This window comes from Maritimibacter sp. UBA3975 (assembly GCF_002384975.1).
GTDB lineage: Bacteria > Pseudomonadota > Alphaproteobacteria > Rhodobacterales > Rhodobacteraceae > Maritimibacter.
Genome location: NZ_DGCP01000017.1, coordinates 142,367 through 168,341, shown reverse-complemented (window position 1 = coordinate 168,341; position 25,975 = coordinate 142,367). Strand labels below are relative to the sequence as shown.

The window sequence follows — 25,975 nt, the reverse complement described above, 5'->3', positions numbered from 1 at the left end:
CGCATGGCTCTGCCCTGTTCGATAGCGCAAATGCCACGCGCGCCGCAACTCGGACGCTGTGACGTCACGCGTCCCGGATCCGCCCGATCATTTCGGTCGTGTCGCGGCTGAGGCCGGGCGTGGCGAGGATGCGGTCGAGTTCGGCGGCGATCAGGCCCTGCCGGTCCGCGTCGTAGCGTCTCCAGGTCTCGAACGCGCCGGAGAGCCGGGCGGTGATCTGAGGATTGAGCGGGTCGAGCTTGATGAGCCAGTCGGCCAGCAGCGCGTAACCGGACCCGTCCTTCTGGTGGAAGCCCGCCGGGTGGCCTGCGAAGGCACCGAAGACCGAGCGGAAGCGGTTGGGGTTCTTCATGGTGAAAGCCGGGTCTTCGGTAAGTGTGCGTACTACATCGGCCGCATCCTCAGGTGCGGCATGGGAGACCTGCAACATGAACCACTTGTCCATGACCAGCGCGTCGTCCTGCCATGTCTCCCGGAATTCAGCCAGCGCGGCGTCGGCCTTGCCCGCGTCCAGCAGGCACGACAGGGCACCCAGCGACAGGGTCATGTTGTCCGCCGCCTCATACTGCGCCTGTGCGGCCTTGCCCCCGTCGAGACGGGTGGTGAGTTTCAGGAGTTGCAGGCCGAGCGCCCGTTTGCCCGCCTGTTCGGCGTTGGGTTCGAACGGTTCGTCCACCGTCATCTCGGCAGAGAGGCGCGGGAGCAGGTCGTGGAGGTATTCCGCGCGGGCCTGTTTGAGCGTTTCGGCGGCCTCGTGGATCGCATCGGGGTCGGGTGTCATGCCCGCATCGGCGAGCGTCTGGGCCATGTCGTCTTCGCCCGGCATCTGGAGCGCGAGCGCGCGGAAGGCCGGGTCGGCGCTGTCGTCGCGCAGCATGGTGGCGAGCGCGTCGAGGTAGGCGGCCTGCGGGGCGTTGCCGCCGGTGACCATGCCGGTCAGCACCTCTTTTGCCAGCGAACGGCCCGCTTCCCACCGGTTGAATTCGTCCGTGTCGTGGGCGAGCAGGAAGGCGCGTTCGTCTGCGCTCGTCTCGCGCTCCACGATCACCGGGGCGGAGAAGCCGCGCAGGATCGAGGGGACGGGTCTGGCGGCGAGGCCGTCGAAGGTGAAGGTCTGCGTGCCTTCGGTCATTTCGAGCACCTGCGTGCCGACCACTTCGTCGCCGTTCGGGCCGATGAGGCCGACCGCGATGGGAATGACGAAGGGTTCCTTGACCTCCTGACCCGGCGTCGGCGGGGTCGTCTGGGTGAAGGTCAGTTGATAGGTGCCGTCGTCCCAGTTCTCCGTGACTCGCAGACGCGGCGTGCCAGCCTGTTTGTACCAGCGTTTGAACTGGGTGAGGTCGCGGCCCGTCGCGTCCTGAAACACCGTGAGCCAGTCGTCGATGGTGCAGGCTTGCCCGTCGTGGCGGTCGAAATAGAGGTCGAGCGCCTTGCGGTAGCCATCGTCGCCCACAAGCGTCTTGAGCATCCGGATGACCTCGGCGCCCTTCTCGTAGATCGTCGAGGTATAGAAGTTGTTGATCTCGACAAAGCTGTCGGGCTGCACCTGATGGGCGAGGGGGCCGTTATCCTCGCGGAACTGGCGGCCGCGCAGGGACATGACGTCGGAGATGCGGCAGACGCTTTCCGACCGTTCGTCCGCCGAGAAGGACTGATCCCGGAACACCGTCAGACCCTCTTTCAGCGAGAGCTGGAACCAGTCGCGGCAGGTGATGCGGTTGCCGGTCCAGTTGTGGAAATACTCATGCGCGATGATCGCCTCGATCCGCTCGAAATTCGCGTCCGTCGAGGTTTCGGGCGAACAGAGCACCGCGGAGGTGTTGAAGATGTTGAGCCCCTTGTTCTCCATCGCGCCCATGTTGAAGTCGGAGACGGCGACGATCTGGAAGATGTCGAGGTCGTATTCGCGGCCGTAAACCTCTTCGTCCCATGTCATCGACTTTTTCAGGGCTTCCATGCCGAAGGCCGTCTTGCCCTCGTCACCGGGGCGGACCCAGAGTTTCAGGTCGACGTGTTTGCCGGACATGGTGGTGAAGCTGTCTTCGCGGGCCACGAGATCGCCTGCGACCAGCGCGAAGAGATAGGCGGGTTTGGGCCACGGGTCAGTCCACTCGACCCAGCCGTCGCCCGATGCCGTGAGATTGCCGTTCGACAGCATCACCGGCTCGTCGCCCTCGATGCGGACCGTGAAGGGGGCCATCACGTCGGGGCGGTCGGGATACCATGTGATCTTGCGAAATCCTTCCGCCTCGCACTGGGTGCAATACATGCCGTTAGACATGTAAAGTCCTTCAAGCGCGGTGTTGGCGGCCGGGTCGATCTCCACCTCCGCCTCCCAGACGAAGGGCGCGTCGGGCACGTCGGCCTCGATCCCGCCTTCGACCTGTTTCGGGGTCACGGGGGTTCCGTCGATGGATGAAGAAATGGCCGCAAGCCCCTCACCATGCAGAAAAAACCGCTTCGATACGGCGTCCGGGTTGGGCCGGAACGCGATGCGCGAGATCACGCGGGTCGCGTTGGGCGACAGGCGGAAGGTGAGGTCCACCTTGTCCACCAGATATTCGGGCGGCGTGTAGTCGGACAGGAAAATGGCCTGGGGGCTCGCGTCTTTCATGGCTCACCTTTTCGGGAGAATTTGAACTGCTGCGTCGGTGAGGACGTTACCCCCGTGAAGATCGGGTCACAACTGACTCGGCCAATAACAGGAACGATACAGGAGGCACGCCGCTATGAGCGCACCCGACACATCCCTTGAACGCGAACAACGCCGCCACGCTCCGGCGCTTGTGGGCATCGCGCTCGCGGTGCTGATCGGCGGCATCATGGGCGCGGCCATGACCTATTGGGCCATCGAGCGCTCCGACACGGCGCCGGCGACAGAGGAAGCAACATCCGACGCCACGGGTATGCCCGTGGACTGATCCCCGACATCCGCCACCACTTTGGCGGATCACCCGCTCCGGCCGACCGTCCCCATCCACCTAGGCCGGAGCGGGCTTTTCACGTTCTTCCCCGCGTCTTTCGCTGTGTTGCCTATAGGAAACTTTTTTCCTAATGGTGGAGAAAGGGCCTGTGTGCCCAATCCTGACCCAGCAACCTTGGAGACGCCAATGACCCGGCGGGTGGAAAAATTCGGCCTGAAGATCGCCCCGGAAATCGCGCTGTTCGTGGAGGCGCGGGCGCTGCCCGGCACCGACGTGCGGCCGGATGATTTCTGGAAGTCCTTCGCCGCGATCGTGGCCGACCTCACCCCGAAGAACCGCGCGCTGCTCGCCACCCGCGACAGGATGCAGGGCCAGATCGACAGCTGGTACCGGGAGCGGGCAGGGCAGCCCGTGGACGTTGAGGCCGACCGGAGCTTTCTGCGCGAGATCGGATATCTGGTGCCCGAGGGTGACGACTTCTCGATCGAGACGGACAACGTGGACCCCGAGATCGCGACGATTGCCGGGCCGCAGCTTGTCGTGCCGATCACCAACGCCCGCTATGCGCTGAACGCTGCGAATGCGCGGTGGGGGTCGCTCTACGACGCGCTTTACGGCACCGATGCGCTGGGCGACACGCCCACAGGCAAAGGCTATGACCCCGACAGGGGCGCGCGGGTGATCGCCTGGGCCAAGGCCCATCTGGACGCGGTCGCGCCGCTGGCGGGCGGGTCCTGGGCCGATGTGACGTCGCTCACCGTCCGGGATGGCGTGTTCATGGTGGACGGGCCGATGGGCGAGACGGGACTGGCCGATCCGGGCCAGTTCGCGGGTCACGCCAGCGAGTTGTGTCCGCTTCAGGTCATCCTGCGGGTGAACGGGCTTCACATCGAAATCCTTGTCGATCCGAAGACCGACGTGGGCAAGCAGGACCCCGCAGGCATTTCCGATGTCTGGCTGGAAAGCGCCATGTCCGCGATCATGGATTGCGAAGACTCGGTGGCCTGTGTGGATGCCGAGGACAAGGCGCTGGCCTATGACAACTGGCTGGGCCTGATGAAAGGCACGCTGAGTGAAGAGGTCACGAAGGGGGGCGAGACATTCACGCGCACGCTCCACCCCGACAGCACCTATACCGCGCCCGATGGCGGGACGCTGACGCTTAAGGGGCGCGCGCTGATGCTCGTGCGCAACGTGGGCCACCTGATGACGAACCCGGCCATCCTCGACGAGAACGGCGACGAGGTGTTCGAGGGGATCATGGACGCGATGATGACCACGCTGGCCGCGCTCCATGACCGGGACCGGCGGGCCAATTCGGCCCATGGCAGCGTCTATGTTGTGAAGCCCAAGATGCACGGGCCCGAGGAAGTGGCCTTTGCCGACGAGCTGTTCACCCGTGTCGAGGCCGCGCTGGGCCTGCCGCAATATACCGTGAAGCTCGGCATCATGGATGAGGAGCGCCGCACTTCGGCCAATCTCAAGGAATGTATCCGGGCGGCGAAGCACCGGGTCGCCTTCATCAACACCGGCTTCCTCGACCGGACGGGGGACGAGATTCACACGGCAATGGAAGCGGGGCCGATGGTGCGCAAGGGCGAGATGAAGAATTCGGCCTGGATCACGTCCTACGAAGATCGCAACGTGGATATCGGGCTGGCCTGCGGGCTGAAAGGACGCGCGCAGATTGGCAAGGGCATGTGGGCGATGCCGGACCGGATGGAGGCGATGCTGGAGGCCAAGATCGGCCACCCGAAGGCGGGCGCCAACTGCGCCTGGGTGCCGTCGCCCACCGCCGCGACGCTCCATGCCACCCATTACCACCATGTGAACGTGGCGGCGGTGCAGGATGAGATTGCCAAGGGCGGCGCGCGCGGCACGCTGGACGACCTTCTGACCATCCCCGTGGCCGATGGCACGAACTGGTCAGAGGACGAGATCCGCGAGGAGATCGAGAACAACGCGCAGGGCATCCTCGGCTATGTCGTGCGCTGGGTGCAGCAGGGGGTCGGCTGCTCCAAGGTGCCGGACATTCACGATGTCGGGCTGATGGAGGACCGCGCGACCTGCCGGATTTCGTCGCAGGCGCTGGCCAACTGGCTTCACCACGGCGTGGTGAGCGAGGGCGAGGTGATGGCCGCGCTGCGCAAGATGGCGGGGGTCGTGGACCGGCAGAACGCGGACGATCCGGACTACACCCCGATGGGTCCGGGGTTCGACGGGATCGCGTTTCAGGCGGCCTGTGACCTCGTGTTCAAGGGGCGTATCCAGCCGTCTGGCTACACCGAGCCGGTGTTGCACCGGCGCCGGCTGGAATTGAAAGCCGCAGAGGGGTGGTAAGCCACGCGGTGTGCGGCGCAAGCGCCGCACGCTGTGCAAGCCGCGCCTGAAGGCGCGGCGGTGCGGGGGCCAGCCCCCGCGGCCGCATTCGGGAAATGCGGCCACCCCCGAAGTATTTTTGGAACAGAGAAGGGCGGGGTCAGGCGCTGTAATCGGCGTCGGAGACATGTTCGAGCCATGTGACCGCGGTGCCGTCGACGGAGTCGTGGATGGCGATGTGGCTCATCCCCGTGTCGGGGGCGGCCCCGTGCCAGTGTTTCTCGCCCGCCTCGAACCAGATCACGTCGCCGGGCCGGATCTCTTCGACTGGGCCGCCGTCGCGCTGGGCGCGTCCCTTTCCTTGCGTGACGATGAGGGTCTGGCCTGCCGGGTGGGTGTGCCACGCGGTGCGCGCGCCGGGCTCGAAGGTGACGAGGGCGCCAGCGGCGCGGCCGGTGTCCTCGGAGGTGAAGAGCGGGTCGAGGCGCACGGCCCCGGTGAACCAGTCGGGGGAGCCGCTGCGTGAGGGAGTCGTGCCGGCGCGGGTGATTTTCATGGAAGCCTCCTGTGACGTGGGAGTGAGCCTGATCGCTTGCGCGGCGCGGTGCAACAGTGCGGGCTAGGTGTTTTCCCCGAATTGTCGGGCGGCGCGTGTCGGGTGAGAGTGTGGCGAGCCTTGGAGGAGAGAGCCCATGACCCAGATCCCGACCATCACCGAAGCGCGCCGTGTCGCGAGCGACCGGATCGAGACCCGCGTTCTGTTTGCCGGTCCCGAAGACGGGGTGCCGGTGATCTTCGTCCACGGCAACCTGTCGGCCGCGACCTGGTGGGAAGAGACCATGCGGCGCCTGCCCAAGGGTTTCAGGGCCATCGCGCCGGACCTGCGCGCCTATGGCGAGGCCGACGCGGGCGCCAAGGTGGATGCGACGCGCGGGGTGCGCGATTTTTCGGACGATCTGGCGGCGCTGATGGACACTCTCGGCCTGGAGGCCGCGCATATGGTGGGCCACAGCCTGGGCGGCGCGGTGCTGTGGCAGATGCTGGCCGACCATCCCGGGCGCGTCCTGTCGCTCACGCAGGTCTGCCCGGGTGCGCCGCAGGGGTTCGGAGGCTGCAAGCCCGACGGGACGCCCTGTTTCCCCGACAACGCGGGGTCGGGCGGGGGCGCGGTGAACGCGGATTTGATCGCGTTGATGAAGGCAGGGGACCGGGGGGCGGAGACGCCGAACCATCTGCGCAACGTGCTTAACGCCGTCGTGTGGAAGCCGCCCTTCGTGCCCAAGCGGATCGAGGAGATCCTGACCTCGGCGCTGGCGCAGCACCTGGGGGACGAGGATTATCCCGGCGACATGACCGCGACCGAGAACTGGCCGGGCGTGGCACCGGGAAAACTCGGGCCGGTCAACGCGCTGGCCCCGATCCATCAGGCCGATCCGCTGGGCTTCACCAAGGTGGGCGCGCAGGTGCCGATCCTGTGGCTGCGGGGCGCGGAGGACCAGGTGGTCGCGGACGGGTCGCTCTTCGATCTCGGGACGCTGGGGAGCGTGGGTGCCGTGCCGGGCTGGCCAGGGGCCGATGTTTTTCCGCCGCAGCCGATGATTTCGCAGACCGAGGCGGCGCTCGCGACCTATGAGGCGGGCGGGGGCCGGGTGGAGCGCGTGGTTCTCGACGATTGCGGACATTCGCCCTATCTCGAAAAGCCCGAAGCCTTCGACGCGGCCTTTCACGGGTTCCTCGCGGGGGTCTGACCTGCACAGCCGGTCTGCAACGACGCGGCGTTCGGCCCCTTTCCCTCGGGCGGGGCAAGGGTTACGTTTGCGGCGTAGGCGACACAGGACGAGATATGAAACGCCCCCTGATCGGCATCATCGGCAACCAGGGCCTTTTGAACGACACCTACCCGATCCATGCGGGCGGTGTGATGAACTCCACCGCCGTCGCGGAGGTCGTGGGCGGCGTGCCGCTTCTGATCCCCGCCGACCCGGCGCTGGTGTCGGTGGAGGAGTTGCGCGAGACGTTCGATGGTTTCCTGCTGACCGGCGGGCGGCCCAATGTGCATCCCGAGGAATACGGCGAGCCGCCGACCGAGGCGCATGGGGCGTTCGACCGCAACCGCGATGCCATCGTCCTGCCGCTCGTGCGGGCCTGCGTCGAGAGCGGGCAGCCGTTTCTTGGCGTCTGCCGGGGGTTTCAGGAGGTCAATGTCGCGATGGGCGGGACGCTTTACCCAGAGATCCGAGAGCTGCCGGGGCGCATGAATCACCGGATGCCGCCCGACGGGACGATCGATGAGAAATTCGCCCTGCGCCACGCCGTGACCTTTACCGAGAGCGGGGTGTTTCACCGCCTGATGGGCGCGCCCAAGGTGATGACCAATACGCTGCACGGGCAGGGGATCAAGACGCCGGGCAGCCGGATCGTGATCGACGGTCATGCCGACGACGGCACGCCAGAGGCGATCTATGTCGCCGATGCGCCGGGCTTCACCCTCGCCGTGCAATGGCACCCGGAATACAACGCCGCGAACGACCCCGTCTCGCGCCCGCTGTTCGAGGCGTTCGGGGACGCGGCGCGGGCCTGGGCGGACGGGAAACGGCCGCAGACGGTGCGCAAGGCAGGCTGATCGTCCCTCACACGGATGTGGGTTGAGCTTCCAGCAGGGGGAAGCCTTAGACCTGCCGTGACACAGCGTGAGGAAAAACATGAAAACGGTATGGATTGCAGGGGCCGTGGTGGCGGCCGCGGGCGCGGGCGCGTGGTGGGCTTTCGGTCCGACGCAGGAGCCGTCGGTCGAACAGGCGACGACCGCGCCGGTGGCATCCGGTGATAGCGGGCAAGAGATGGTCGCGGTGACCATGCCAGCGCTCGAGGGGGAGGCTGCGATGGGTCAGCGGGTCTTCACCTCCAAATGCGCGAGTTGCCACGGGCCGAACGCGGGCGGGATCGAGGGGGCGGGGCCGCCGCTCATCCACAAGATCTATGAGCCGGGGCATCATGGCGACATGGCCTTCTACCTCGCCGCCGCGCAGGGCGTGCGGGCGCATCACTGGAAATTCGGCAACATGCCCCCGGTGGAGGGGATCAGCGAGGCCGAGGTCGGTGCGGTGGTGCGTTTCGTGCGCCGGGTGCAGGCGGCGAACGGGATCGACTGAGCCGGTCAGGCGGCGAGGATTCGCGCCTCGAACTGGCGCAGCACACGGCGTGCCGTGCGGCCATAGGTGTTCGCATCGGTGCGCAGCGCCGGGAACAGGGTGAACAGCTCCTCGCGCGCGGCGGGGTCGATGGCGCCGAGGCCGACGCCGCCGGGGTGGAAGCTTTCAGACGCCGCGCCATTGGCCATGACGACCTGATGGGTGTCGAAGAGCAGGTGGTAATAGGTGATCCAGGGCACCTCCACCTGCCGGATGTCGTCCAGCCCGGCAAGGTGCTTGGCGGGGACGATCACTTCTGGACTGTCGAAATAGAGGTTCGCGCGGCCACCGGTGTAGAGCATCCGGTGCTGCGGCGAGACGTAGAGCGGGGTGTCGTTGCCGAACGCGCCACGGGCGAAACGGACCGGGGCGAAGTTGGCCGTGCCGGGAACGGTGCGCCGCCCGATCCAGCGGACCGGCTGGGGTCCGTCATCGCGGGTGAGGACGAGGTCGCCCGGGCGCAGGTCCTGGATCGGGCGGCGGCCCCGGGGCGTGTCGATTCCGGTGCCGTGGGCGAAGCAGATGATGACGTTCTCGATGTTCGAGAAGGTGACGGTGGTGCCGTCCGCAAGCGCGACGCTGCCCGATTCCGCGTCCGTGTAGCTGATCTCGCCCCAGTCCACGAGACCGGCGAAGTCGAGCGTGTCGCCGCCCCCGTCCTCATCCGTTTCGCTCCCGATGATCGTGATCGTCGCGCCGGGACCGCCGAGCGCGGTGCCGGGGTCGAGGTAGAAGATGTCGTCGCCGTCGCCGCCGGTCGCGCTGTCGTTCGCGCCGAGGTAGAACACGTCGTCGCCCGCGCCGCCGAAGAGCGTGTCGGCCCCGGTGCCGCCGGTGATCGTGTCGTCCCCGTCCTCGCCATAGATCGTGTCGTCGCCCGCGCCGCCGAAGATGTTGTCGTTGCCGCCCGCCTCGGGGATCGTGTCGAAGCTGACGTCGGTGACGTTGATGCCGTGGGTGCCGGAAAGGCTGTTGGAATAGACCACTTCGAAGGAAGCGACGGGGCCGGGGATCTCGACGAGGACCGAGCCCTGCGCGTCCTGCGGGTTGTCCAGCGTGCCGCCCGCCGTGACCGTGTTGCCGGACACGGTGTCGTTGCCGGCAGCGGTCAGGACGACCGGGACCGGGTTGCCGTCGGCGTCGTAGGCGGTGACGGACAGCACGTCGATGTGGTTGCCCGCGAAGCTGTCCACGTCGTTGAGGCGGAACGAGACGTTCTCGACCTCGTCCGTCATGCCGGAGCCGGTGGCGGGGGCGAAATCCACCGTCAGGCGGCCGGTAGCGGCGTCGCCGTTGCCGTAGATGTAGGCCGAGGAATTGGGGGCGAAGCCTTCGCCCGGCGCGACATAGTTGGTTTCCGAGGTCGCCACCTCGAACAACGCGTTGTTGCCGAGCGTGGTGAAGGAGACCGAAACGTCCATCGTGCCGGTGTTCTGGGTGAAGCCGCTCGCGATGGAGGTGCCGTCGCCGCCTGCGAGGTTCCAGTTCAGATCCTCGGTCGTGGCGGCGGTTCCGCCGTTGTCGCCCCAGATCGTGTCGTCGCCGTCCTCGCCGAAGATATTGTCGGCCCCGGCGCCGCCATAGACCGTGTCATTTCCGTCGCCAGCATAGACCGTGTCGTCACCGCCAAGGGCGAAGATCAGGTCTTCGTCGCCGTTCGGGCCGGTGCCGTCGCCGTCATCGACGAGGTCGCCGTCCGGGTCGCCGTAGTAATCCGCGTCGATGGTGTCATCGCCCGAGGTGCCTTCGATCACCCCGTCGCCGAAGACGGGGGTGCCGCCCGCGAAGAAGAAATCGGTGGTCCCATTGGGGTCGTCGGTGCCGAAGTCGTAGGTTTCGTACCCCGCCATCGTTGCGCCGCTGCCGGAGCCGGGCAGGATGAAATCGTTTCCGGCCCCGTCCGTGATCCCGGCCTGCGCGACCTGGCTGTAGCCGGTGGTCCACTGGATGTCTTCGTAGATGAATTCGGCGGTGAAATTGCCGTCTCCCCGGTCGGTGAGCACCACCTGGAACGAGTTGTTGCCGGAGCCTGAGTAGCGCGCGACGTTATCCCATGTGATGGTGATCGTGCCGGATGCGGGGTCGAGATCCCAGTAGATCTCGCCGCCCGCGTTGACGTTCACATCGCCCCAGAAGGGCGCGATGGTCGGGATCGTCTCGTTCGCGAGGTTGCCGGTCTGGTAGTCGGTGTTGGGCTGCCCGAACGAGATGTTGCCGTTCGAGTTGACGTAAAGCCCGCCGTAGGTCGTGCCGAAGAAGTCGATCCCGCCCGAGAAGACGCTGGAGGTATCGACATAGACCGAGCCGTCGTCGACGTTGCCCGCTGCCTTGGGGGATGAGGAATAGACGCCCTCGCCGTAGCCCGCAGGCCCGCCGAGGCCTGAATTCATCGTGGCCATGGTCGTGCCTCACGCCCATGGCGAAACCGGGCGGTGGGGCACGTCACGATGGGGAAACCAGACGGCGACACCGTCGAACGCGCTAATATACCAATGGCGAATAATGCTGCCACGTACATTGAAACCACTCTGCCTCGAGCCGCCGGTTATGGTCCGGTCGTGCCTGAGTGATTTGTAACGAACCGGTTCATTCAGTCCGATAGGTGACGTAACGTCAATTTTCAGAAAACAGTAAGGATTCCCGCCATGTGGCGGGAATCCGTGATTTTTTGCAACAGGGACTGACCCTTTCGGAAGGGCGTCAGGCCGTGAACTCGACCTCGTGGCGGAAGGGCATTTGCCGCAGGCGTGTGCCGTTCAGGTCGAAGATCGCGTTGGCGAGCGCGGGGGCGGCGGGCGGTGTGCCCGGTTCGCCCACGCCGCCGACGGCCCCGCCGAGGGCGAGGGCTTTCACCTCGAAGGCGGGGGAGTTGCTCATCCGGAGCGCGTCGTGATCCCAGAAGTTGCCTTCCACGACCATGCCGTCCTCGAATGTGATCTCGTCAAACATCGCAGCGGACAGGCCGTAGATCGCGCCGGACACGAGCTGCGCCTCGACGTTGCCCGGGTCGATGATCTTGCCAAGGTCGGCGGCGATCCAGACCTTGTCGATCTTCACCGCGCCGTCCTGATCCGAAACCTCGATGATCTCGGCCACCGGCGTCCCGAAGGAGTAGGTTACGGCGACGCCGCGCCCCTTGCCCGCAGGTGTCTGCCCGGTCCAGTTCGCCATGTCGCGCACGGTGCGCAGGACTTCCGCGGTCTCGGCGTCGGTCCCTTCGATATGGGCGAGGCGGAAGGCGAGCGGATCGGCGCCCGCCTTGTGCGCCAGTTCGTCGATGAAGCTCTCCATGAAGAAGGCGTTCTGCGAATTGCCGACGGAGCGCCAGAAGCCCACGCGCGGGGTGCGTTCGGGGACGTAGCCGCGGATGAGCACGTTGGGGAAGCCGTAGGGCTGTTCCGCGACGCCTTCGGTCACCATCGGGTCGGACATTGCGCGGTCCATGCCCATGAAGGCCTTCATCGTGGCGCGCATCACCGAGCCCGCCGCGAGGTCGGCCTTGAACGTGTCGATCTTGTCGCCGTCCAGACGCGCACGCATCCGCGCGATCGCGCCGGGGCGGTAATGGTCGTGGCGCATGTCTTCTTCGCGCGACCATGTGACGTTGACGGGCGTTCCCTCCATCTCCTGCGCCACTTTCGCGGCATAGATGGCGTATTCGTTGAAGCCCCGGCGGCCGAAGCTGCCGCCCATGATCGTGGTATGGACGGTGACCTGATCCTGCTTCAGCCCGACGGCATCCGCCGCCTGCTGCTGCGTGATGATCGGACCCTGCACACCGGCCCAGATTTCCAGCGCATCGCCGGTGTAGAGCGCGGTGGCATTCATGGGCTCCATCGGCGCGTGCGACAGGAAGGGCGCGCGGTATTCGGCCACGAGATCCTCGTCGCTTTCCGTCACCTCGCCGTGGTCATGCGGGGTCGAGTTCACGTCGAGGTCGAAGGCGGCTTCGAGATCCGCGAAGATCTCGTCCGTCGTCGCGCCATAGGGGGCTTCGCCCCATTCGAAGGTGATCGCCTCGGCGGCCTGAATGGCGAGCCAGGTGTTGTTGGCCACCACGGCCACGCCGTCGCCAAGGTCGATGATCTTCTCGACCCCCGGCATCCCTTCGGCCTCGGAGGCGTCATAGGAGACCATGGTGCCTTCGATCCGCGGGGTCATCTTGACGGTCGCGAACTTCATGCCCTCGGCGCGTGTGTCGATGGCGAAGGGCGCGGTGCCGGTCGCCTTGGCGGGCTGGTCGAGCTTGGTCAGCGCCTTGCCCACCAGCTTGAACTCCGACGGGTTCTTGAGCGGCGGGTTTTCCGGCGGGGTCATGGCGGCGGCGGCCTCGGCGAGGTCGGCGTAGGGGATCGACGTGCCGTCGGTCGCCACGATCGCGCCGTTCTCGGCGCGGAGCTGGTCACGACCGACGCCAAGCCGGTCGGCGGCGGCGGAGATCAGCATCTCGCGGGCCGCGGCACCGGCGATGCGGTTCTTCTCCCACGCGTCCACGGCGCTCATCGAGCCGCCGGTGACCTGCATCCCCATCATGCGGGGCATCGCCTCCATGACGGTATTCACGAGCTTGCCCGGCGGTTCGCTGTCATAGCCGCGCGGCAGGATGAACTTGGAGTTGGCATAGGCCTTGGCGGGCGGGCCGTGCTCGACGCGCACCATGCTCATCGGCACTTCCAGTTCCTCGGCCACGAGGGCGGCAAGGGAGGTTTGCACGCCTTGCCCCATCTCGGCGCGCGGCACGATGACCGTGACGCCGTCCTGGTCGATGATGACGTAGGAGTTGAGCGACGCGCCCTCGGACGGGTCGAGCGGGTTCTTGGGGTCGCGGGTGACGGCATAGGCTCCGACAGCCACGCCGCCGGTGACGGCGACGGCGCCGACCATGAAGACGCGGCGAGTGATTTTTCCGAGACGGGACATATCAGGCCTCCTGCATCGCTTTGGCGGCGGAATGGATGGCGGCGCGGATGCGGGGGTAGGTCCCGCAGCGGCAGAGGTTTCCCTGCATCGCGTCGTCGATGTCCTGATCCGTCGGATTGGGGTTGTCGGAAAGCAGGGCGGCGGCCTGCATGATCTGGCCGGACTGGCAGTAGCCGCACTGGGCCACGTTATGTTCGACCCAGGCGGCCTGAATGGCGGCCATGTCGTCAGGGGTGCCGACACCCTCGATCGTGGTCACGTCGCCCTCGACCGCGTCGAGCGGAAGCTGGCAGGAGCGTTGGGCGATGCCGTCCACCTGAACGGTGCAGGCCCCGCAGGCCGCGACGCCGCAGCCGAATTTCGTGCCGGTGAGACCCAGCTCGTCGCGCAGCACCCAAAGCAGGGGCACCTCGCCGGGCAGGTCGACCTCGTGCGAGGTCCCGTTGACGGTGATCGTGTAACTCATGGCTGGTCTCTCCCGTGACTGGCTGTTCGCGCGCCATCATTTCTGACAAAATGCACGCGAAATGTCATCTTGTCAATTGACAGTTTTCGTCCATTTTGTCAGAACACTCTCATGCAGGTTGATACGGTGCGCCCCGAGCGGGCGGATGAAAAACAGGTGGCGATCCTCGACGCGGCGTTCGATGCGTTCCGGGCTTACGGGTTCCGGCGCGTGTCGATGGCGGATATCGCGCGGGGCGCGGGCATGTCGCGCGCGGCTGTCTATCTGCATTTCAAGAACAAGGAAGCGATCTTCAACGCGCTGGTGCAGAGCTACTTCGACCAGGTGGCAACGCAGATGGCCGGGGTGCTGGCGGCGGCGCCGGACCCGGTGGCCGGGCTGCGCGCGGCACTCGCGCTCAAGGTGGCCAAGCCCTTCGACGCGCTCATGGCATCGCCGCATGGCGCGGAGCTGATGGACGCCAAGTCGACCGTGGCCGCCGAGATGGCCGCAGCGGGCGACGCGCGTTTGACGGGCGTGCTGGCCGACTGGCTGGAAAGCGCCGCGCGCGACGGGCGCGTGACGCTTGAGGCCTTCGGCACGGCGGGCGAGACGGCCTCGGTGATCTACGAGGCCGTGCATGGCGTGGTGATGGCGGCGCGCGATTACGACCGGCTTCTGACCGATCTTGACCGGCTGGCCCGGCTGTTCGGACGGGCGCTGACCCCGGCGTAAGCGGCGGTCCCGGTCAGGAAAACCGGGGCGTCACATCTGGCCGCCCGCGATTTCGATGGTCTGGCCGTTCACGCTTTCCGATCCCGGGCTGACCATCCACATCGCCGCCGCCGCCACTTCTTCGGGCCGGATCAGGCGCTTGTGCTTGTTCACGTCGCGCATCATCGCCATCGCCGCCTCGCGGTCGCCGCCGATCTTTTCGGCAATCGCGTCCACGTTGCGGCTCACGATGTCGGTGTCGACATAGGCCGGGCAGATCGCGTTGAAGGTGAGATTGGAGCCGAGATAATCCTCGGACAGCGAGCGGATGAGGCCGATGACGCCGTGTTTCGAGGCCGAATAGGCGCCCGCGCCCTTGAGCCCCTTCACCCCGGCGATGGAGGAGATGGCGATCACGCGGCCCCAGTCTTCGCCCTCCATGTCGTGCAGGCATTCGCGCACCGTGAGGAACACGCCGTCGAGGTTGACCGCCATGACCTTGCGCCACAGCTCGGTGGGGGTCTTGGACAGTTTGCGCCCCTCGGCAATGCCCGCGTTCGCCACGCAGATCGTGATCGGCCCGCGCGCGTCGCGCGCCGCCGTGACCGCCGCGCGGATGTCGTCCTCGCTGGTCACGTCCATCGTCGCGGCGTGGAGATTGTCATGGGTCGCGGCGGCGTCGTCGAGCACGTCCGCGCGCCGTCCGGTGATCGTCACCTGCGCACCTGCGTCTGCCAGCGATGTGGCGATGGCGAGCCCGATGCCCGTGCCGCCGCCGGTGACGAGGGCGTGTTTTCCTGTCAGATCTGTCATGGGTCCTCCCGTTTTGACCCACGCTACGGACCCCACGGCCAAGCGCAATCGCAACGTCACGGAATTGCTGCACCTGCGAGGGGTTGCGCTCGCAATAATCTTTGCCGATAAACCGGGCTCGATGAAATTATGTTGCGCGAAGGATTCTGGTGCTGCGCTGGATCGACATACCGCCGTTCTGGCTCCTGGTCGCGTTGGCCGGGGCTGTCGCGATCGACCGGGCGCTGCCCGGCTGGGGCTTCGGTCTGACCTGGACCGTCTGGCTGGGCTACGGCCTGGTCGCGGCGGGGCTGGCGCTCATGGTCGCGGCCGTGGCGCAGTTCCTTGCCGCGCGCACGAGTTTCATTCCGCGCCGGAGGCCGGAGGCGTTCCTGAAGTCGGGGATCTACCGGCTCACGCGCAACCCGATCTATCTGGGCGACGCGCTGGTGCTGACCGGGGTGATCGTGATCCTCGATGCGCCGGTTGCGCTGATCCTCGTGCCGCTGTTCGGGTGGTTCATCACCCGGCGCTTCATCCGGGGCGAGGAAGCGGGGCTGGTCGCGGCCTTCGGGGACGAAGCTCACGCCTATATGGCCCAGGTGCGTCGTTGGTTGTGACGTGGGGGCAGGCGGGGTAGTGAAAGGTTAATCTTACGAACGCCCCGTCACGGTCGCAGACCGCGCGCGGGGACGATAGACACACATTCGAGACCGCGCAGAGATGTCGCGGTGCCAGTGGGAGAAGGACGACAACGTGAAGATTGGTGTTCCAAAGGAAACCATCGCGGGGGAAAACCGCGTCGCCATGACGCCGGAATCGGCGGGCATGTTGCAGAAACTGGGCTATGACTGCCTGATCGAAACCAAGGCGGGCGAGGGTGCCGATTTCGCCGATTCCGATTACGAGGCCGCAGGCGTCAAGATCGTGAAGACGGCCGCCGCGCTCTGGAAAGAGGCGGACATCATCGCCAAGGTTCGTATCCCGACGGATACCGAGCTCAAGCGCCTGACCAAGGACAAGACCCTGATTACCTTCTTCAATCCCGGCGGGAACGAAGAGGGTCTGGAGCTGGCCAAGTCCAAGGGCGCGACCGTCATCGCGATGGAAATGGTGCCGCGCATCAGCCGCGCGCAGAAGATGGACGCGCTGTCGTCGATGGCCAATATCGCGGGCTACCGCGCGGTGATCGAGGCGGGCAACAACTTCGGCCGGTTCTTCACCGGGCAGGTGACGGCGGCGGGCAAGGTGCCGCCGGCCAAGGTGCTCGTGGTCGGGGCCGGTGTGGCCGGTCTGGCCGCCATCGGCACGTCCACCTCGCTGGGTGCGATCACCTATGCCTTCGACGTGCGCCCTGAAGTGGCCGAGCAGGTCGAATCGATGGGCGCCGAGTTCGTCTATCTCGACTTCGAGGAGGAGCAGGAGGACGGCGCGTCCACGGGCGGTTATGCCTCGGTCTCGTCGCCGGAGTTCCGCGAAGCCCAGCTTGCCAAGTTCCGCGAGCTGGCCCCCGAGGTGGACATCGTCATCACCACGGCGCTGATCCCGAACCGCGAAGCGCCCGAGCTATGGACCGAAGACATGGTCGCGGCGATGAAGCCCGGCTCGGTGATCGTGGACCTTGCCGCCGAAAAGGGCGGCAACTGCAAGCTGACCGTTCCGGACGAGAAGATCGTGACCAAGAACGGTGTGACGATCATCGGCTATACCGACTTCCCGTCGCGCATGGCCACGCAGTCCTCGACGCTCTATTCCAACAACATCCGCCACATGATGACCGATCTGACGCCCGAGAAGGACGGCAAGATCAACGTCAACATGGAGGATGACGTCATTCGCGGCTCGACCGTGACGCACAAGGGCGAGATCACCTTCCCGCCGCCACCGCCCAAGACACAGGCGATCGCGGCGCAGAAGAAGACCGAGAAGCCCAAGGAACTGACGCCCGAGGAGAAACGCGCGCAGGAGGTCGCGGCCTTCAAGCAGCAGACCAAAACGCAGGCGACGCTTCTCGCGGTCGGCGGCGGGCTGATCCTGCTGGCGGGTCTGTTCGCCCCGGCGAGCTTCATGCAGCACTTCATCGTCTTCGTGCTGGCCGTCTTCGTGGGCTTCCAGGTGATCTGGGGGGTGAGCCACTCGCTCCACACGCCGCTCATGGCCGTCACCAACGCCATTTCGTCGATCATCATCCTCGGCGCGCTCATGCAGATCGGATCGGGGTCGTTCCTCGTGATCGTTCTGGCGGCCGTGTCGGTCTTCATGGCCGGGATCAACATTTTCGGCGGTTTCCTCGTCACCCGGCGCATGCTCGCCATGTTCCAGAAATCGTAAGGGAGACGGATACATGGAATTCGGATTCACAACTGCGGCCTATGTGGTCGCCGCCGTCCTCTTCATCCTGTCGCTGGGCGGGCTCTCGGGCCAGGAAAGCGCGAAACGGGCTGTCTGGTATGGCATCGTCGGCATGGGGCTGGCGGTCTTCGCAACGCTCATCGGCCCCGGTGCGGGCCTGTGGCTGCTGTCCATCGTTCTGATCGCGGCGGGCGGGATCATCGGTTTCTACGTCGCCAAGCGCGTGCAGATGACCGAGATGCCGCAACTCGTGGCCGCGATGCACTCGCTCGTCGGTCTGGCGGCGGTCTTCGTGGGCTACAACGCGCATCTGGAGATCGGCCGCGTTGCCGAGATCATGGCGAACGCCCCCACTTCGCTCACTGCTGCCGGCATGGCCGTGTGGCTGCATGAGCAGGGGCTGGGCACCTTTGGTGAGCTCATCTCGCACAAGACGAATGTCGAGCTGAACATCCTTCAGGTCGAGCTGTTCCTGGGCGTGTTCATCGGTGCCGTGACCTTCACGGGCTCGGTGATCGCCTACGGCAAGCTCGCGGGCAAGGTGAACTCGGCGGCCAAGAAGCTGCCGGGGGGCCATGCGCTCAACGCGGGTGCGGCGATCATCTCGCTCATCGGGCTGTTCTGGTACGTCAACACCGGCGGGCTGCTGCCGCTGGCCATCATGACGGTCGCGGCGCTGTTCATCGGCTACCACCTCATCATGGGGATCGGCGGGGCGGACATGCCGGTCGTCGTTTCGATGCTCAACTCGTATTCGGGCTGGGCGGCGGCGGCCATCGGCTTCTCGCTGGGCAACGACCTGTTGATCGTGGTCGGCGCGCTGGTCGGGTCGTCCGGTGCGATCCTGTCCTACATCATGTGCAAGGCGATGAACCGGTCGTTCATCTCGGTGATCCTCGGGGGCTTCGGCGGCACGTCGGGTCCGGCGATGGAGATCGAGGGCGAGCAGAAGGCCATCGAGGCCGACGGCGTGGCCCAGTCGCTCAAGGAAGCCGACAGCGTGGTCATCGTGCCCGGCTACGGCATGGCCGTGGCGCAGGCGCAGAACGCGGTCAGCGACCTGACCAAGAAGCTGCGCGCGCAGGGCAAGAACGTGCGTTTCGCCATCCACCCGGTCGCGGGCCGTCTGCCCGGTCACATGAACGTGCTGCTGGCCGAGGCCAAGGTGCCCTATGACATCGTGCTCGAGATGGAGGAGATCAACGACGACTTCCCGGATACGGACGTCGTGATCGTCATCGGCTCGAACGACATCGTGAACCCGGCGGCGCAGGAAGACCCCAACTCGCCCATCGCCGGGATGCCGGTGCTGGAGGTCTGGAAGGCCAAGGACGTGTTCGTGTCCAAGCGCGGGCAGGGGACCGGCTACTCCGGCATCGAGAACCCGCTGTTTTACAAGGAAAACACGCGGATGTTTTACGGCGATGCGAAGGATTCGGTCACGGCGCTGCTTGCGCTGCTCGACTGATCTTCGATTGGTTCAAGGAAAAGGCCCCGCAGTGCGCGGGGCCTTTTTCGTTCGGGGCGGCATGGTGGCGGAATGATTGACAGGGGCGCGCAGGCTCCGCCCAATGGCGGGGTCTTGTTGTGGGAGCGCCTGATGCTGAGAAAACTCCTGATCGCCCTCGGCGTCGTGATACTTCTCGCCATCCTGTCGGTGCTGGCGATCCAGATCCCGCAGCGGCTCGGTTGAGGCTGCTGATCCACAAAAAAAGGCCCATGCGTAACGCACGGGCCTTTGACGCCGGTGGGTGTCGGGGTTAGCGGTTCCCGTTCCCGTTCCCGTTCCCGTTCCCGTTCCCGTTCCCGTTCCCGTTTCCGTTGTTGCCGTTGTTGCCGTTATTCCCGCTGTTCCCGTTCGACCCGGAGTCGCTCATCCCGTTGGAGCCGGAGCCCCAGTCGTCGCGGCCGTTCGGGTTCTCGCCAGCGTTGCCGACATCCTTGTCGTTGCCCGGGTTGCCTGTGCCCGTCGATCCGCCAGTGCTCGACCCCGTGTCGCCGGAGTTCGACGCATCTGAACCGCCCGTGTCGCTTTGATCCGATGTGCCGCTATCGTCCGCGCCGCTTTCGGATGCGGTGGTGGCGATCCCCGTGACTTCCTCGAGCGTGAGGTTGGTGGCGGCGATCTCTTCCATCATTCCCGAGATCCCTCCGGCGACGTTCATGACGCCATGGGACACGTCCCCGACAATAGTCTGGGCCATCAGGATGGAACCTCCCCAGAAGACGACGAAATCGGCGGTTATGGCGCCCGTTTCATCGGACAAGAAGCGTTTTACGGCAGTCAGCAGCATTTCAGTACCATTTTTTTTGCGTAGACGCCGGAGCAGACCAGCGTTGATACGGTAAGGAATACCCATCCTTTTCGTCCGCAAGTCGATGAACTCGGGTCCGAGTGGGGGCATTTTCGCGACGGTCCGACACAAAAAGGGCGAGCCCGCCTTAATCGACACGGTTTTAGGCGAATGCGTCAGAATTGGTCGGGAAAACCTGTCCGAAAGGCTGTCCGGGGCCCGGACGCGCCCTTATCGGGCGTCCTGCCAGGTGCCGGGGGCGATTGCGTCGAGCGCCCAGTCGCCCACCTGCCAGCGCACGAGGCGCAGGGTGGGAAAGCCGATCGCGGCGGTCATGCGCCGCACCTGACGATTGCGGCCCTCGGTGATCGTGACTTCGATCCAGCGGTCGGGAACCGACTTGCGAAACCGGACCGGCGGGTCACGCTCCCACAACGTCGGCGGGTCGATCAGACGTGCGAGGGCAGGGCGGGTGCGCCCGTCCTTGAGGTCGAGCCCCCGGCGCAGCGGTTCGAGATCGGCCTCGTCCGGCGCGCCCTCCACCTGCACGAGGTAGGTTTTCGGGGTCCGCGATCTGGGGCTTGAGATGCGGGCCTGAAGCCGTCCGTCATCGGTGAGAAGCAAAAGCCCCTCGCTGTCGCGGTCCAGCCGACCGGCCGGATAGACCCCCGGCACGTCGATGAAATCCGACAGCGTGCGGCGTGGCGTGGGCGACTTGGTGTCGGTGAATTGCGACAGCACGTCGAAGGGTTTGTTGAACAGAATAAGCCGGGCCATGTGTTCCCCATAAGCGGCTTCGGCAAAAACTTCACGCACGGATTCAAAAACTCTTGCAACGACTCATGTTCTGCCCCACATGCGATTTTCAAGACGCCAACGCACGCGCCTCTGGCCACGACCGGCAGACCATATGATCGGGGAGACCCGCGAGGATGGATCGGCACGCGTTTATGCAGCGACGGTAACGTCTCCCTTGGAACCTTGGGGTACTACACCCCTGTCTATTGGAGATAGACATGACCTACGTTGCACAGGGCGATTTCGCCCCGATCACCCGTCTCGAAACCGCTGTTCAGTCGATGTCCGTGGACCGTCCGACGCTCGTCCTCGACGTGGACCGTGTGGAGTACCAGTTCCACCAGCTCGCGCAGGGCCTCGGCCGTGCCAACATCCACTACGCGGTAAAGGCGAACCCGACCCGCGAGATCATCGAGCGCCTCGTCAACATCGGCTCGCATTTCGACGCCGCCTCGCGCGCCGAGATCGAACTGTGCCTGTCGCAGGGGGCGGACCCGGCGGACATCTCGTTCGGCAACACCGTGAAGAAGGTGGGCGACATCGCCTTCGCCTGGCACGCGGGCGTGACCCTTTTCGCCGCTGACGCCGAAGAAGAGCTGGAGAAGATCGCGGAGCACGCGCCGGGCGCGGAAGTCTATATCCGCATGATCGTGGAGAACTCGCAGGCCGACTGGCCGCTCAGCCGCAAGTTCGGCTGCCGGGGCGAGAAGGCCATCGATCTCATGGCCTATGCGGTGGAGCTTGGCCTCAAGCCCGTCGGCCTGTCGTTCCACGTCGGCTCGCAAACCAAACGCGCCGAGATGTGGACCGGCGTGCTCGACGCCGTGGCCGAGATCTGGCACCGCGCGGTGGCCGAAGGTTATGACCTCGACCTGCTCAACATCGGCGGCGGGTTTCCGGCCTTCTACGGCGAAGCCATCGACGCGCCCGCGACCTATGCCGCCCGCGTCATGGAGCTTGTCACCGCGCGTTTCGGCGACGTGCCGCGCGTGATGGCCGAGCCGGGCCGGGGTCTTGTGGCCGAATGCGGCGCGATCATCGCGGAAGTGCTGCTTGTGTCCAAGAAATCCGACGACGACATGCACCGCTGGGTCTATCTCGACATCGGCCGGTTCTCGGGCCTTGCCGAGACCGAGGGCGAAGCGATCCGCTACCAGATCGCGACCCCGCGTGACGGGGGCGAGATGGGCCCCTGCATCCTGGCCGGCCCGTCCTGCGACTCCGCCGACGTGCTGTACGAGAAACGCCCGATCATGCTGCCGCTGGCGCTGAAATCCGGCGACCGGGCGATCATCCGCAATGCGGGTGCCTATACCTCGTCCTACTCGTCGGTCGGTTTCAACGGCTTCCCGCCGCTGGACGTGGTCGTTCTCTGACCGCGACCGCGCGACAATCCACCACTGTTCTGACCCGGTTCCCTCGCGTAACGTGTTCGTCACGAAACGCGAGGAACAGGGTCGGGACATGGCCACCATCCAGGATCATCCGCAGCGCTATGCGTTGGCGAACGAATTGCATGCACGGCCCTTCCCTTCGCTGGAAGCGCCGTGTTTCGCCGTCTACTTGGCCATCAAGCAGCCGGAAGATGCCGCCGCGCGCGACCGGCGGGCCGATGTCGCGCATCTGACCGCGCTGCTCGACCGGCACGGCACCGCGCATCCCAAGCCGGGTTCGAACCATTACTTCGGGGATCTCGGAAAATACCGGCTGAAGTGGGAAAGCCATACCGAGTTCGTGACCTACACGATTTTCGGCACCGGAAATTCCGACCGGCCCTTCGACCCCAAGATGTTCGACGTCTTCCCCGAGGACTGGCTGGCCGAGGCGCCGGGGGCGCGCATGACCTCGGCGCTGATCCGGGTGGAGCCGATGCCCGACACGCCCGACCTGCGCGACAAGATCGCGTCGTGGTTCGTGCCCGAGAGCGTGGCGGCGTCCTATGTGCTCGACCGCGACGGGATCGTGGCGGGGGATTTCCGCATCGACGAGGGGGGGCACGCCCGGTTCGCGCTGTTCGCTGCCGACGGGTGCTCACCGCGCCGGATCGGGCGGATCGTGCAGCGGTTCTGCGAGATCGAGACATATAAGCAGATGTCGATGCTCGGCCTGACCCGGGCGCGGTCCATCCAGGGGCGGCTGGGCGAGATCGGGGACGAACTGTCGGGCCTCGTCTCGGGGCTGGGCGACGAAACGGGCGCGTCCGAGGCGCGGCTTCAGGAGCTTCTGACGATTTCGGCGGAGCTTGAAAAGCTGAACGCCGAGACGACGTTCCGGTTCGGGGCGACGGGGGCCTATGAGGCCATCGTGAACCAGCGGATCGAGGTTCTGCGCGAAGAACGTTGGGACGGGCGCCAGACGCTGCGCGAGTTCATGACGCGCCGCTACGACCCCGCGATGCGGACAGTGAAGGCGGTGGAGCGGCAGCTGGCCGACATGGCTGAACGGGCGATCCGCGCGGGCGACCTGCTGCGCACCAAGGTGGATGTGGAGCGGTCCGCCCAGAACCAGTCGCTGCTCGAGAGCATGGACCGGCGCGCGGACCTGCAACTGCGGCTTCAGGAAACGGTCGAGGGGTTGTCGGTGGTGGCGATCAGCTATTACGCCGTGAGCCTTCTGGGCTACCTGACGGCGCCTGTGGCCAAGGCGCTGCATGTGGACAAGGTGTGGTGGACGGCGGCGCTGGTGATCCCGGTGGTGCTGATCGTCTGGCGTGCAGCGCGGTCGGTGCGAAAACGGCTGGTCGACCGCTAGGCTTTCGGGCGGCGCGGTCGGAGGGGCCCCAAAGAAAAAGGGCGCCACCGGGGCGCCCTTTCCTTTTGCCGTCAGGTGCCGTCAGACGCCGCCCCAGATCTCCTCGGCGCAGCGCACGATGAGCTCCAGTTTCTTGCGCTGGTCGTCCTCGGTCACCGCGTTGCCTTCCTCGGTCGAGGCAAAGCCGCATTGCGGCGCGATGCCCAGCTGGTCGATGTCGACGTATTTGGAGGCCTCGTCGAACTTGGACTTGAGCCAGTCGATCTCTTCCAGCTCCGGCGTCTTGGTCGTCACGAAGCCCGGCAGGATGCGCTGCTTGCCTTTGGGCAGCAGTTTCAACGGCTCCAGCCCGCCCGCGCGGTCGGTGTCATACTCCATGAAGAAGATGTCGACGCCCGTGTCGAAGATCGCCTCGGCGGCGAGGTCATAGGCGCCCTCGGCGGCGTGGGTCGAGCGGAAGTTACCGCGGCACATGTGCATCCCGATGGTCATGTCGGCGGGCCGGTCCTTGATCGCCTCGCGCATCATCCAGCTGTATTTCTGGATGAGCCAGTCGGGGTCCTGCCCGTTGGCCTTCTTCTCCTCACGATGCTTCGGGTCGCACAGGTAGGCGAAGAAGATGTCGTCCATCTGAAGATAGCGGCACCCGGCCTCATAGAACTTCGCGACCGCTTTCTTGTAGGTCGCCGCGATGTCGGCGAAGAGCGCCTCGGGGTCCTTGTATTCCGCCGGGTGGATATCCTCGGGCGCCGTGCGGAAGTGGCAGCAGGACGGGCCGGGGATCGAGATCTTGGGCACGACCTTGGTATTGGCTGCCACGAATTTGAAATGGTCGAGCATCGGGTGGTCGTCGGGGAAGTCGAGCTTCTGCGTGATCGTCGGGAAGATCGGGCGCAGCTTGACGCCGGCGAACTGCACGCCCTCGTCACGTTCGTCGAGGTCGAGGCCGGTCAGCATCCCCATGAAGTCGTAGTGCCAGAAGGAGCGGCGCGCCTCGCCGTCGGTCACGGCCTTGAGCCCCACGTCTTCCTGCATCTTGATGAGCGCCGGGATCTCGGCGTCCTCGACGGCCTTGAGCTCCTCGGCGGAGAGGGCGCCGTCCTCGAAATGCTTTTTCCGGGCCTCCTGGATCGCCTTGGGGCGCAGGAGCGAACCGACGTGATCGGCGCGGAACGGGGGTGTCAGGTCTGCCATGAAATCCTCCAACTGTGGTTTGGCGCGACGTTATGCCGTTGCCGTTGCGTCCACAACAGTCAGGCGAGGTATTTCCCGGCTTCCTTGCGCGCGAAGGGCTTCATCCGATCGCCGTGGGTGGCGAGGAAGGCGCGGGTGCGCTCGGGGTCGTGCTTGGACAGGTCGCGCAGCCACCACGCCACAGCTTTCTGGATGAACCATTCGCGGTCGTCGACATATCCGGCCGCCCAGCCCAGCACACGCTCGCGGATCGCGAGGTCTGCGGGCTTGGGGTTGTTCTGCTTGGTCCAGGGCAGGGTGATGACGAGCGCGGCGCGCCGGGTCCACATATGGTCCGATGTGGTCCAGCCTTCGACCTCATCCACCCGCGCGGGGTCGGCCACCAGCCGCTTCTGCCCCGCCATGCAGGCGTGGTCGGCAATGGCCCAGCTGTCGAAATCCGGCACCCAGGACGCGATGAGCCGCCATGCGTCCTCGTCGCCCTTGATCCGGGCCTGCGTAAGCAGTTTCGCCGCCGCCAGACGCGCCTCGTAGATGTCGGTGCGCCAGAGCGCGTCGGCCAGTGCGACCCGCTCGTCGACGGTGTGCGATTGCCGCCAGTCTTTCGTGATGTCGTTGATCGCGGGGTTCGGCACGCCGAGGTATTCGCGCTCCACCTTGTGATAGGCTGCCGCCCCCTCGGCGCGCCCCGGCTCGATACGCGCGCGCAGCACGTCGAGGGCGGCTTCGGGGGTCATTCGAAGATCCCGGTATCGGCCCCGTCGATGGTCTTGAGGTTCTTTTCCTCCCAGTAGGCCACGATGCCGTCGTCGCCCTTGTCCTCGGCCCACGTCACCAGCGTATCGCGCTCGCGGTGCTCGTCGAAGAAGGGGACCGCGTAGCCGCAGGAGGTCTGCACGAGGTCCACCGTCATGTCATAGACCTGCCGCGCGCCGGTGGGCGTGCCGAAGAGGCCCGCAAGCTCCGCAAAGTCCGCGTCGCGCGGATGCACGGTGCGGGCGGTGCCGTAGCAGCGCAGAATGAGGGGCCGGGTGGTGAAGCTGCACCACATCAGCGTCATGCGGTTCACGTCACGCAGATGCCCGGCGGTTTCGTTGCCCGATCCTGTGAGGTTGAGCCAGACGATCCGGTTCGGCCCCATGACGCGCAAGCTGTCCATACCCTTGGGCGAGACGTTGACGCGCCCTTCACGCGCGGCGGAGCCCACGAAGAACAGGTGCTGGTCCTCGATGAAGGCCTTGTGCGGGGCTGCGATGGTGTCGAACTGCTTGGCCATGG

General features: G+C 65.9%; 22 protein-coding genes. 11 read left to right on the top strand and 11 right to left on the bottom strand.

The features are described from left to right. Positions 1 to 64 precede the first annotated feature (64 nt). Entirely contained in the window at positions 65 to 2,617 is a 2,553-nt protein-coding gene (gene pepN, locus B2585_RS17500; RefSeq protein WP_292025223.1) for an aminopeptidase N, read from the bottom strand. A 115-nt stretch (positions 2,618 to 2,732) separates the two neighbouring features. Here pepN and B2585_RS17495 point away from each other — a divergent pair, with 115 nt between their 5' ends. Then, positions 2,733 to 2,924 carry a hypothetical protein gene (locus tag B2585_RS17495; RefSeq protein WP_292025222.1) on the top strand — a complete coding sequence of 64 codons (192 nt, stop codon included), beginning with the start codon at positions 2,733 to 2,735 and terminating at the stop codon, positions 2,922 to 2,924. Positions 2,925 to 3,113: 189 nt separating this feature from the next. Further along, the gene (locus tag B2585_RS17490; protein ID WP_292025221.1) at positions 3,114 to 5,267 is read left to right on the top strand and encodes a malate synthase G; all 2,154 of its coding nucleotides are present in this window, start codon (positions 3,114 to 3,116) and stop codon (positions 5,265 to 5,267) included. A 139-nt stretch (positions 5,268 to 5,406) separates the two neighbouring features. On the opposite strand, the gene B2585_RS17485 is transcribed toward B2585_RS17490, so the two are convergent. Then, positions 5,407 to 5,802 (bottom strand): (R)-mandelonitrile lyase, encoded by a 396-nt coding sequence (locus B2585_RS17485; RefSeq protein ID WP_292025220.1) that lies wholly within the window; start codon positions 5,800 to 5,802, stop codon positions 5,407 to 5,409. A 136-nt stretch (positions 5,803 to 5,938) separates the two neighbouring features. Here B2585_RS17485 and B2585_RS17480 point away from each other — a divergent pair, with 136 nt between their 5' ends. From B2585_RS17480 to B2585_RS17470, 3 genes are all read left to right on the top strand, one after another. Beyond that, entirely contained in the window at positions 5,939 to 6,994 is a 1,056-nt protein-coding gene (locus B2585_RS17480; protein WP_292025219.1) for an alpha/beta fold hydrolase, read from the top strand. Between the two features lie 95 nt (positions 6,995 to 7,089). After that, on the top strand, positions 7,090 to 7,869 hold the full coding sequence (locus B2585_RS17475) for a gamma-glutamyl-gamma-aminobutyrate hydrolase family protein (protein ID WP_292025218.1): 780 nt from the start codon (positions 7,090 to 7,092) through the stop codon (positions 7,867 to 7,869). A 79-nt stretch (positions 7,870 to 7,948) separates the two neighbouring features. Further along, a complete protein-coding gene (locus B2585_RS17470; protein ID WP_292025217.1) occupies positions 7,949 to 8,398 on the top strand; it encodes a c-type cytochrome in 450 nt (149 codons plus the stop codon). Between the two features lie 5 nt (positions 8,399 to 8,403). Here the strand turns inward: B2585_RS17470 and B2585_RS17465 are convergent, their stop codons facing one another. From B2585_RS17465 to B2585_RS17455, 3 genes are all read right to left on the bottom strand, one after another. Next, positions 8,404 to 10,836, bottom strand: coding sequence for a Hint domain-containing protein (locus B2585_RS17465; RefSeq protein WP_292025216.1), 2,433 nt, complete (start codon positions 10,834 to 10,836; stop codon positions 8,404 to 8,406). A gap of 301 nt (positions 10,837 to 11,137) precedes the next feature. Further along, the gene (locus B2585_RS17460; protein WP_292025215.1) at positions 11,138 to 13,357 is read right to left on the bottom strand and encodes a xanthine dehydrogenase family protein molybdopterin-binding subunit; all 2,220 of its coding nucleotides are present in this window, start codon (positions 13,355 to 13,357) and stop codon (positions 11,138 to 11,140) included. A 1-nt stretch (position 13,358) separates the two neighbouring features. After that, positions 13,359 to 13,823, bottom strand: a complete 465-nt coding sequence (locus B2585_RS17455; protein ID WP_292025214.1) for a (2Fe-2S)-binding protein — start codon at positions 13,821 to 13,823, stop codon at positions 13,359 to 13,361. 111 nt (positions 13,824 to 13,934) lie between these two features. On the opposite strand from B2585_RS17455, the gene B2585_RS17450 reads away from it, so the two are divergent. Further along, entirely contained in the window at positions 13,935 to 14,537 is a 603-nt protein-coding gene (locus tag B2585_RS17450; protein WP_292025213.1) for a TetR/AcrR family transcriptional regulator, read from the top strand. A gap of 30 nt (positions 14,538 to 14,567) precedes the next feature. Here B2585_RS17450 and B2585_RS17445 read toward each other — a convergent pair whose 3' ends face one another. Then, positions 14,568 to 15,329, bottom strand: a complete 762-nt coding sequence (locus B2585_RS17445) for an SDR family NAD(P)-dependent oxidoreductase (protein WP_292025212.1) — start codon at positions 15,327 to 15,329, stop codon at positions 14,568 to 14,570. 149 nt (positions 15,330 to 15,478) lie between these two features. On the opposite strand from B2585_RS17445, the gene B2585_RS17440 reads away from it, so the two are divergent. The 3 genes from B2585_RS17440 (at position 15,479) to B2585_RS17430 (ending at position 19,128) form a co-directional block, all read left to right on the top strand. Further along, on the top strand, positions 15,479 to 15,928 hold the full coding sequence (locus tag B2585_RS17440; RefSeq protein WP_292025211.1) for a methyltransferase family protein: 450 nt from the start codon (positions 15,479 to 15,481) through the stop codon (positions 15,926 to 15,928). A 136-nt stretch (positions 15,929 to 16,064) separates the two neighbouring features. Then, positions 16,065 to 17,639, top strand: coding sequence for a Re/Si-specific NAD(P)(+) transhydrogenase subunit alpha (locus tag B2585_RS17435; protein WP_292025210.1), 1,575 nt, complete (start codon positions 16,065 to 16,067; stop codon positions 17,637 to 17,639). A gap of 13 nt (positions 17,640 to 17,652) precedes the next feature. Continuing rightward, positions 17,653 to 19,128, top strand: coding sequence for an NAD(P)(+) transhydrogenase (Re/Si-specific) subunit beta (locus tag B2585_RS17430; RefSeq protein WP_292025209.1), 1,476 nt, complete (start codon positions 17,653 to 17,655; stop codon positions 19,126 to 19,128). 292 nt (positions 19,129 to 19,420) lie between these two features. On the opposite strand, the gene B2585_RS17425 is transcribed toward B2585_RS17430, so the two are convergent. Both B2585_RS17425 and B2585_RS17420 read right to left on the bottom strand, forming a co-directional pair. Then, positions 19,421 to 19,864, bottom strand: coding sequence for a hypothetical protein (locus B2585_RS17425; RefSeq protein WP_292025208.1), 444 nt, complete (start codon positions 19,862 to 19,864; stop codon positions 19,421 to 19,423). A 321-nt stretch (positions 19,865 to 20,185) separates the two neighbouring features. Beyond that, positions 20,186 to 20,731, bottom strand: coding sequence for a pseudouridine synthase (locus B2585_RS17420; RefSeq protein ID WP_292025207.1), 546 nt, complete (start codon positions 20,729 to 20,731; stop codon positions 20,186 to 20,188). Positions 20,732 to 20,970: 239 nt separating this feature from the next. Between B2585_RS17420 and B2585_RS17415 the strand changes: the two genes are divergently transcribed. Beyond that, entirely contained in the window at positions 20,971 to 22,128 is a 1,158-nt protein-coding gene (locus B2585_RS17415) for a type III PLP-dependent enzyme (protein ID WP_292025206.1), read from the top strand. Positions 22,129 to 22,216: 88 nt separating this feature from the next. Then, a complete protein-coding gene (locus B2585_RS17410; RefSeq protein WP_292025205.1) occupies positions 22,217 to 23,503 on the top strand; it encodes a DUF3422 family protein in 1,287 nt (428 codons plus the stop codon). Between the two features lie 81 nt (positions 23,504 to 23,584). Here B2585_RS17410 and B2585_RS17405 read toward each other — a convergent pair whose 3' ends face one another. Genes B2585_RS17405 through B2585_RS17395 form a run of 3 tightly spaced genes read right to left on the bottom strand, consistent with a single transcriptional unit; the run spans position 23,585 to position 25,973 of the window. Then, positions 23,585 to 24,697, bottom strand: coding sequence for a 5-methyltetrahydropteroyltriglutamate--homocysteine S-methyltransferase (locus tag B2585_RS17405; protein ID WP_292025204.1), 1,113 nt, complete (start codon positions 24,695 to 24,697; stop codon positions 23,585 to 23,587). A gap of 59 nt (positions 24,698 to 24,756) precedes the next feature. Further along, entirely contained in the window at positions 24,757 to 25,434 is a 678-nt protein-coding gene (locus B2585_RS17400) for a DNA alkylation repair protein (protein WP_292025203.1), read from the bottom strand. Then, the gene (locus B2585_RS17395) at positions 25,431 to 25,973 is read right to left on the bottom strand and encodes a pyridoxamine 5'-phosphate oxidase family protein (protein WP_292025202.1); all 543 of its coding nucleotides are present in this window, start codon (positions 25,971 to 25,973) and stop codon (positions 25,431 to 25,433) included. The genes B2585_RS17400 and B2585_RS17395 overlap by 4 nt, the downstream gene beginning before the upstream one ends. Positions 25,974 to 25,975: the final 2 nt, after the last annotated feature.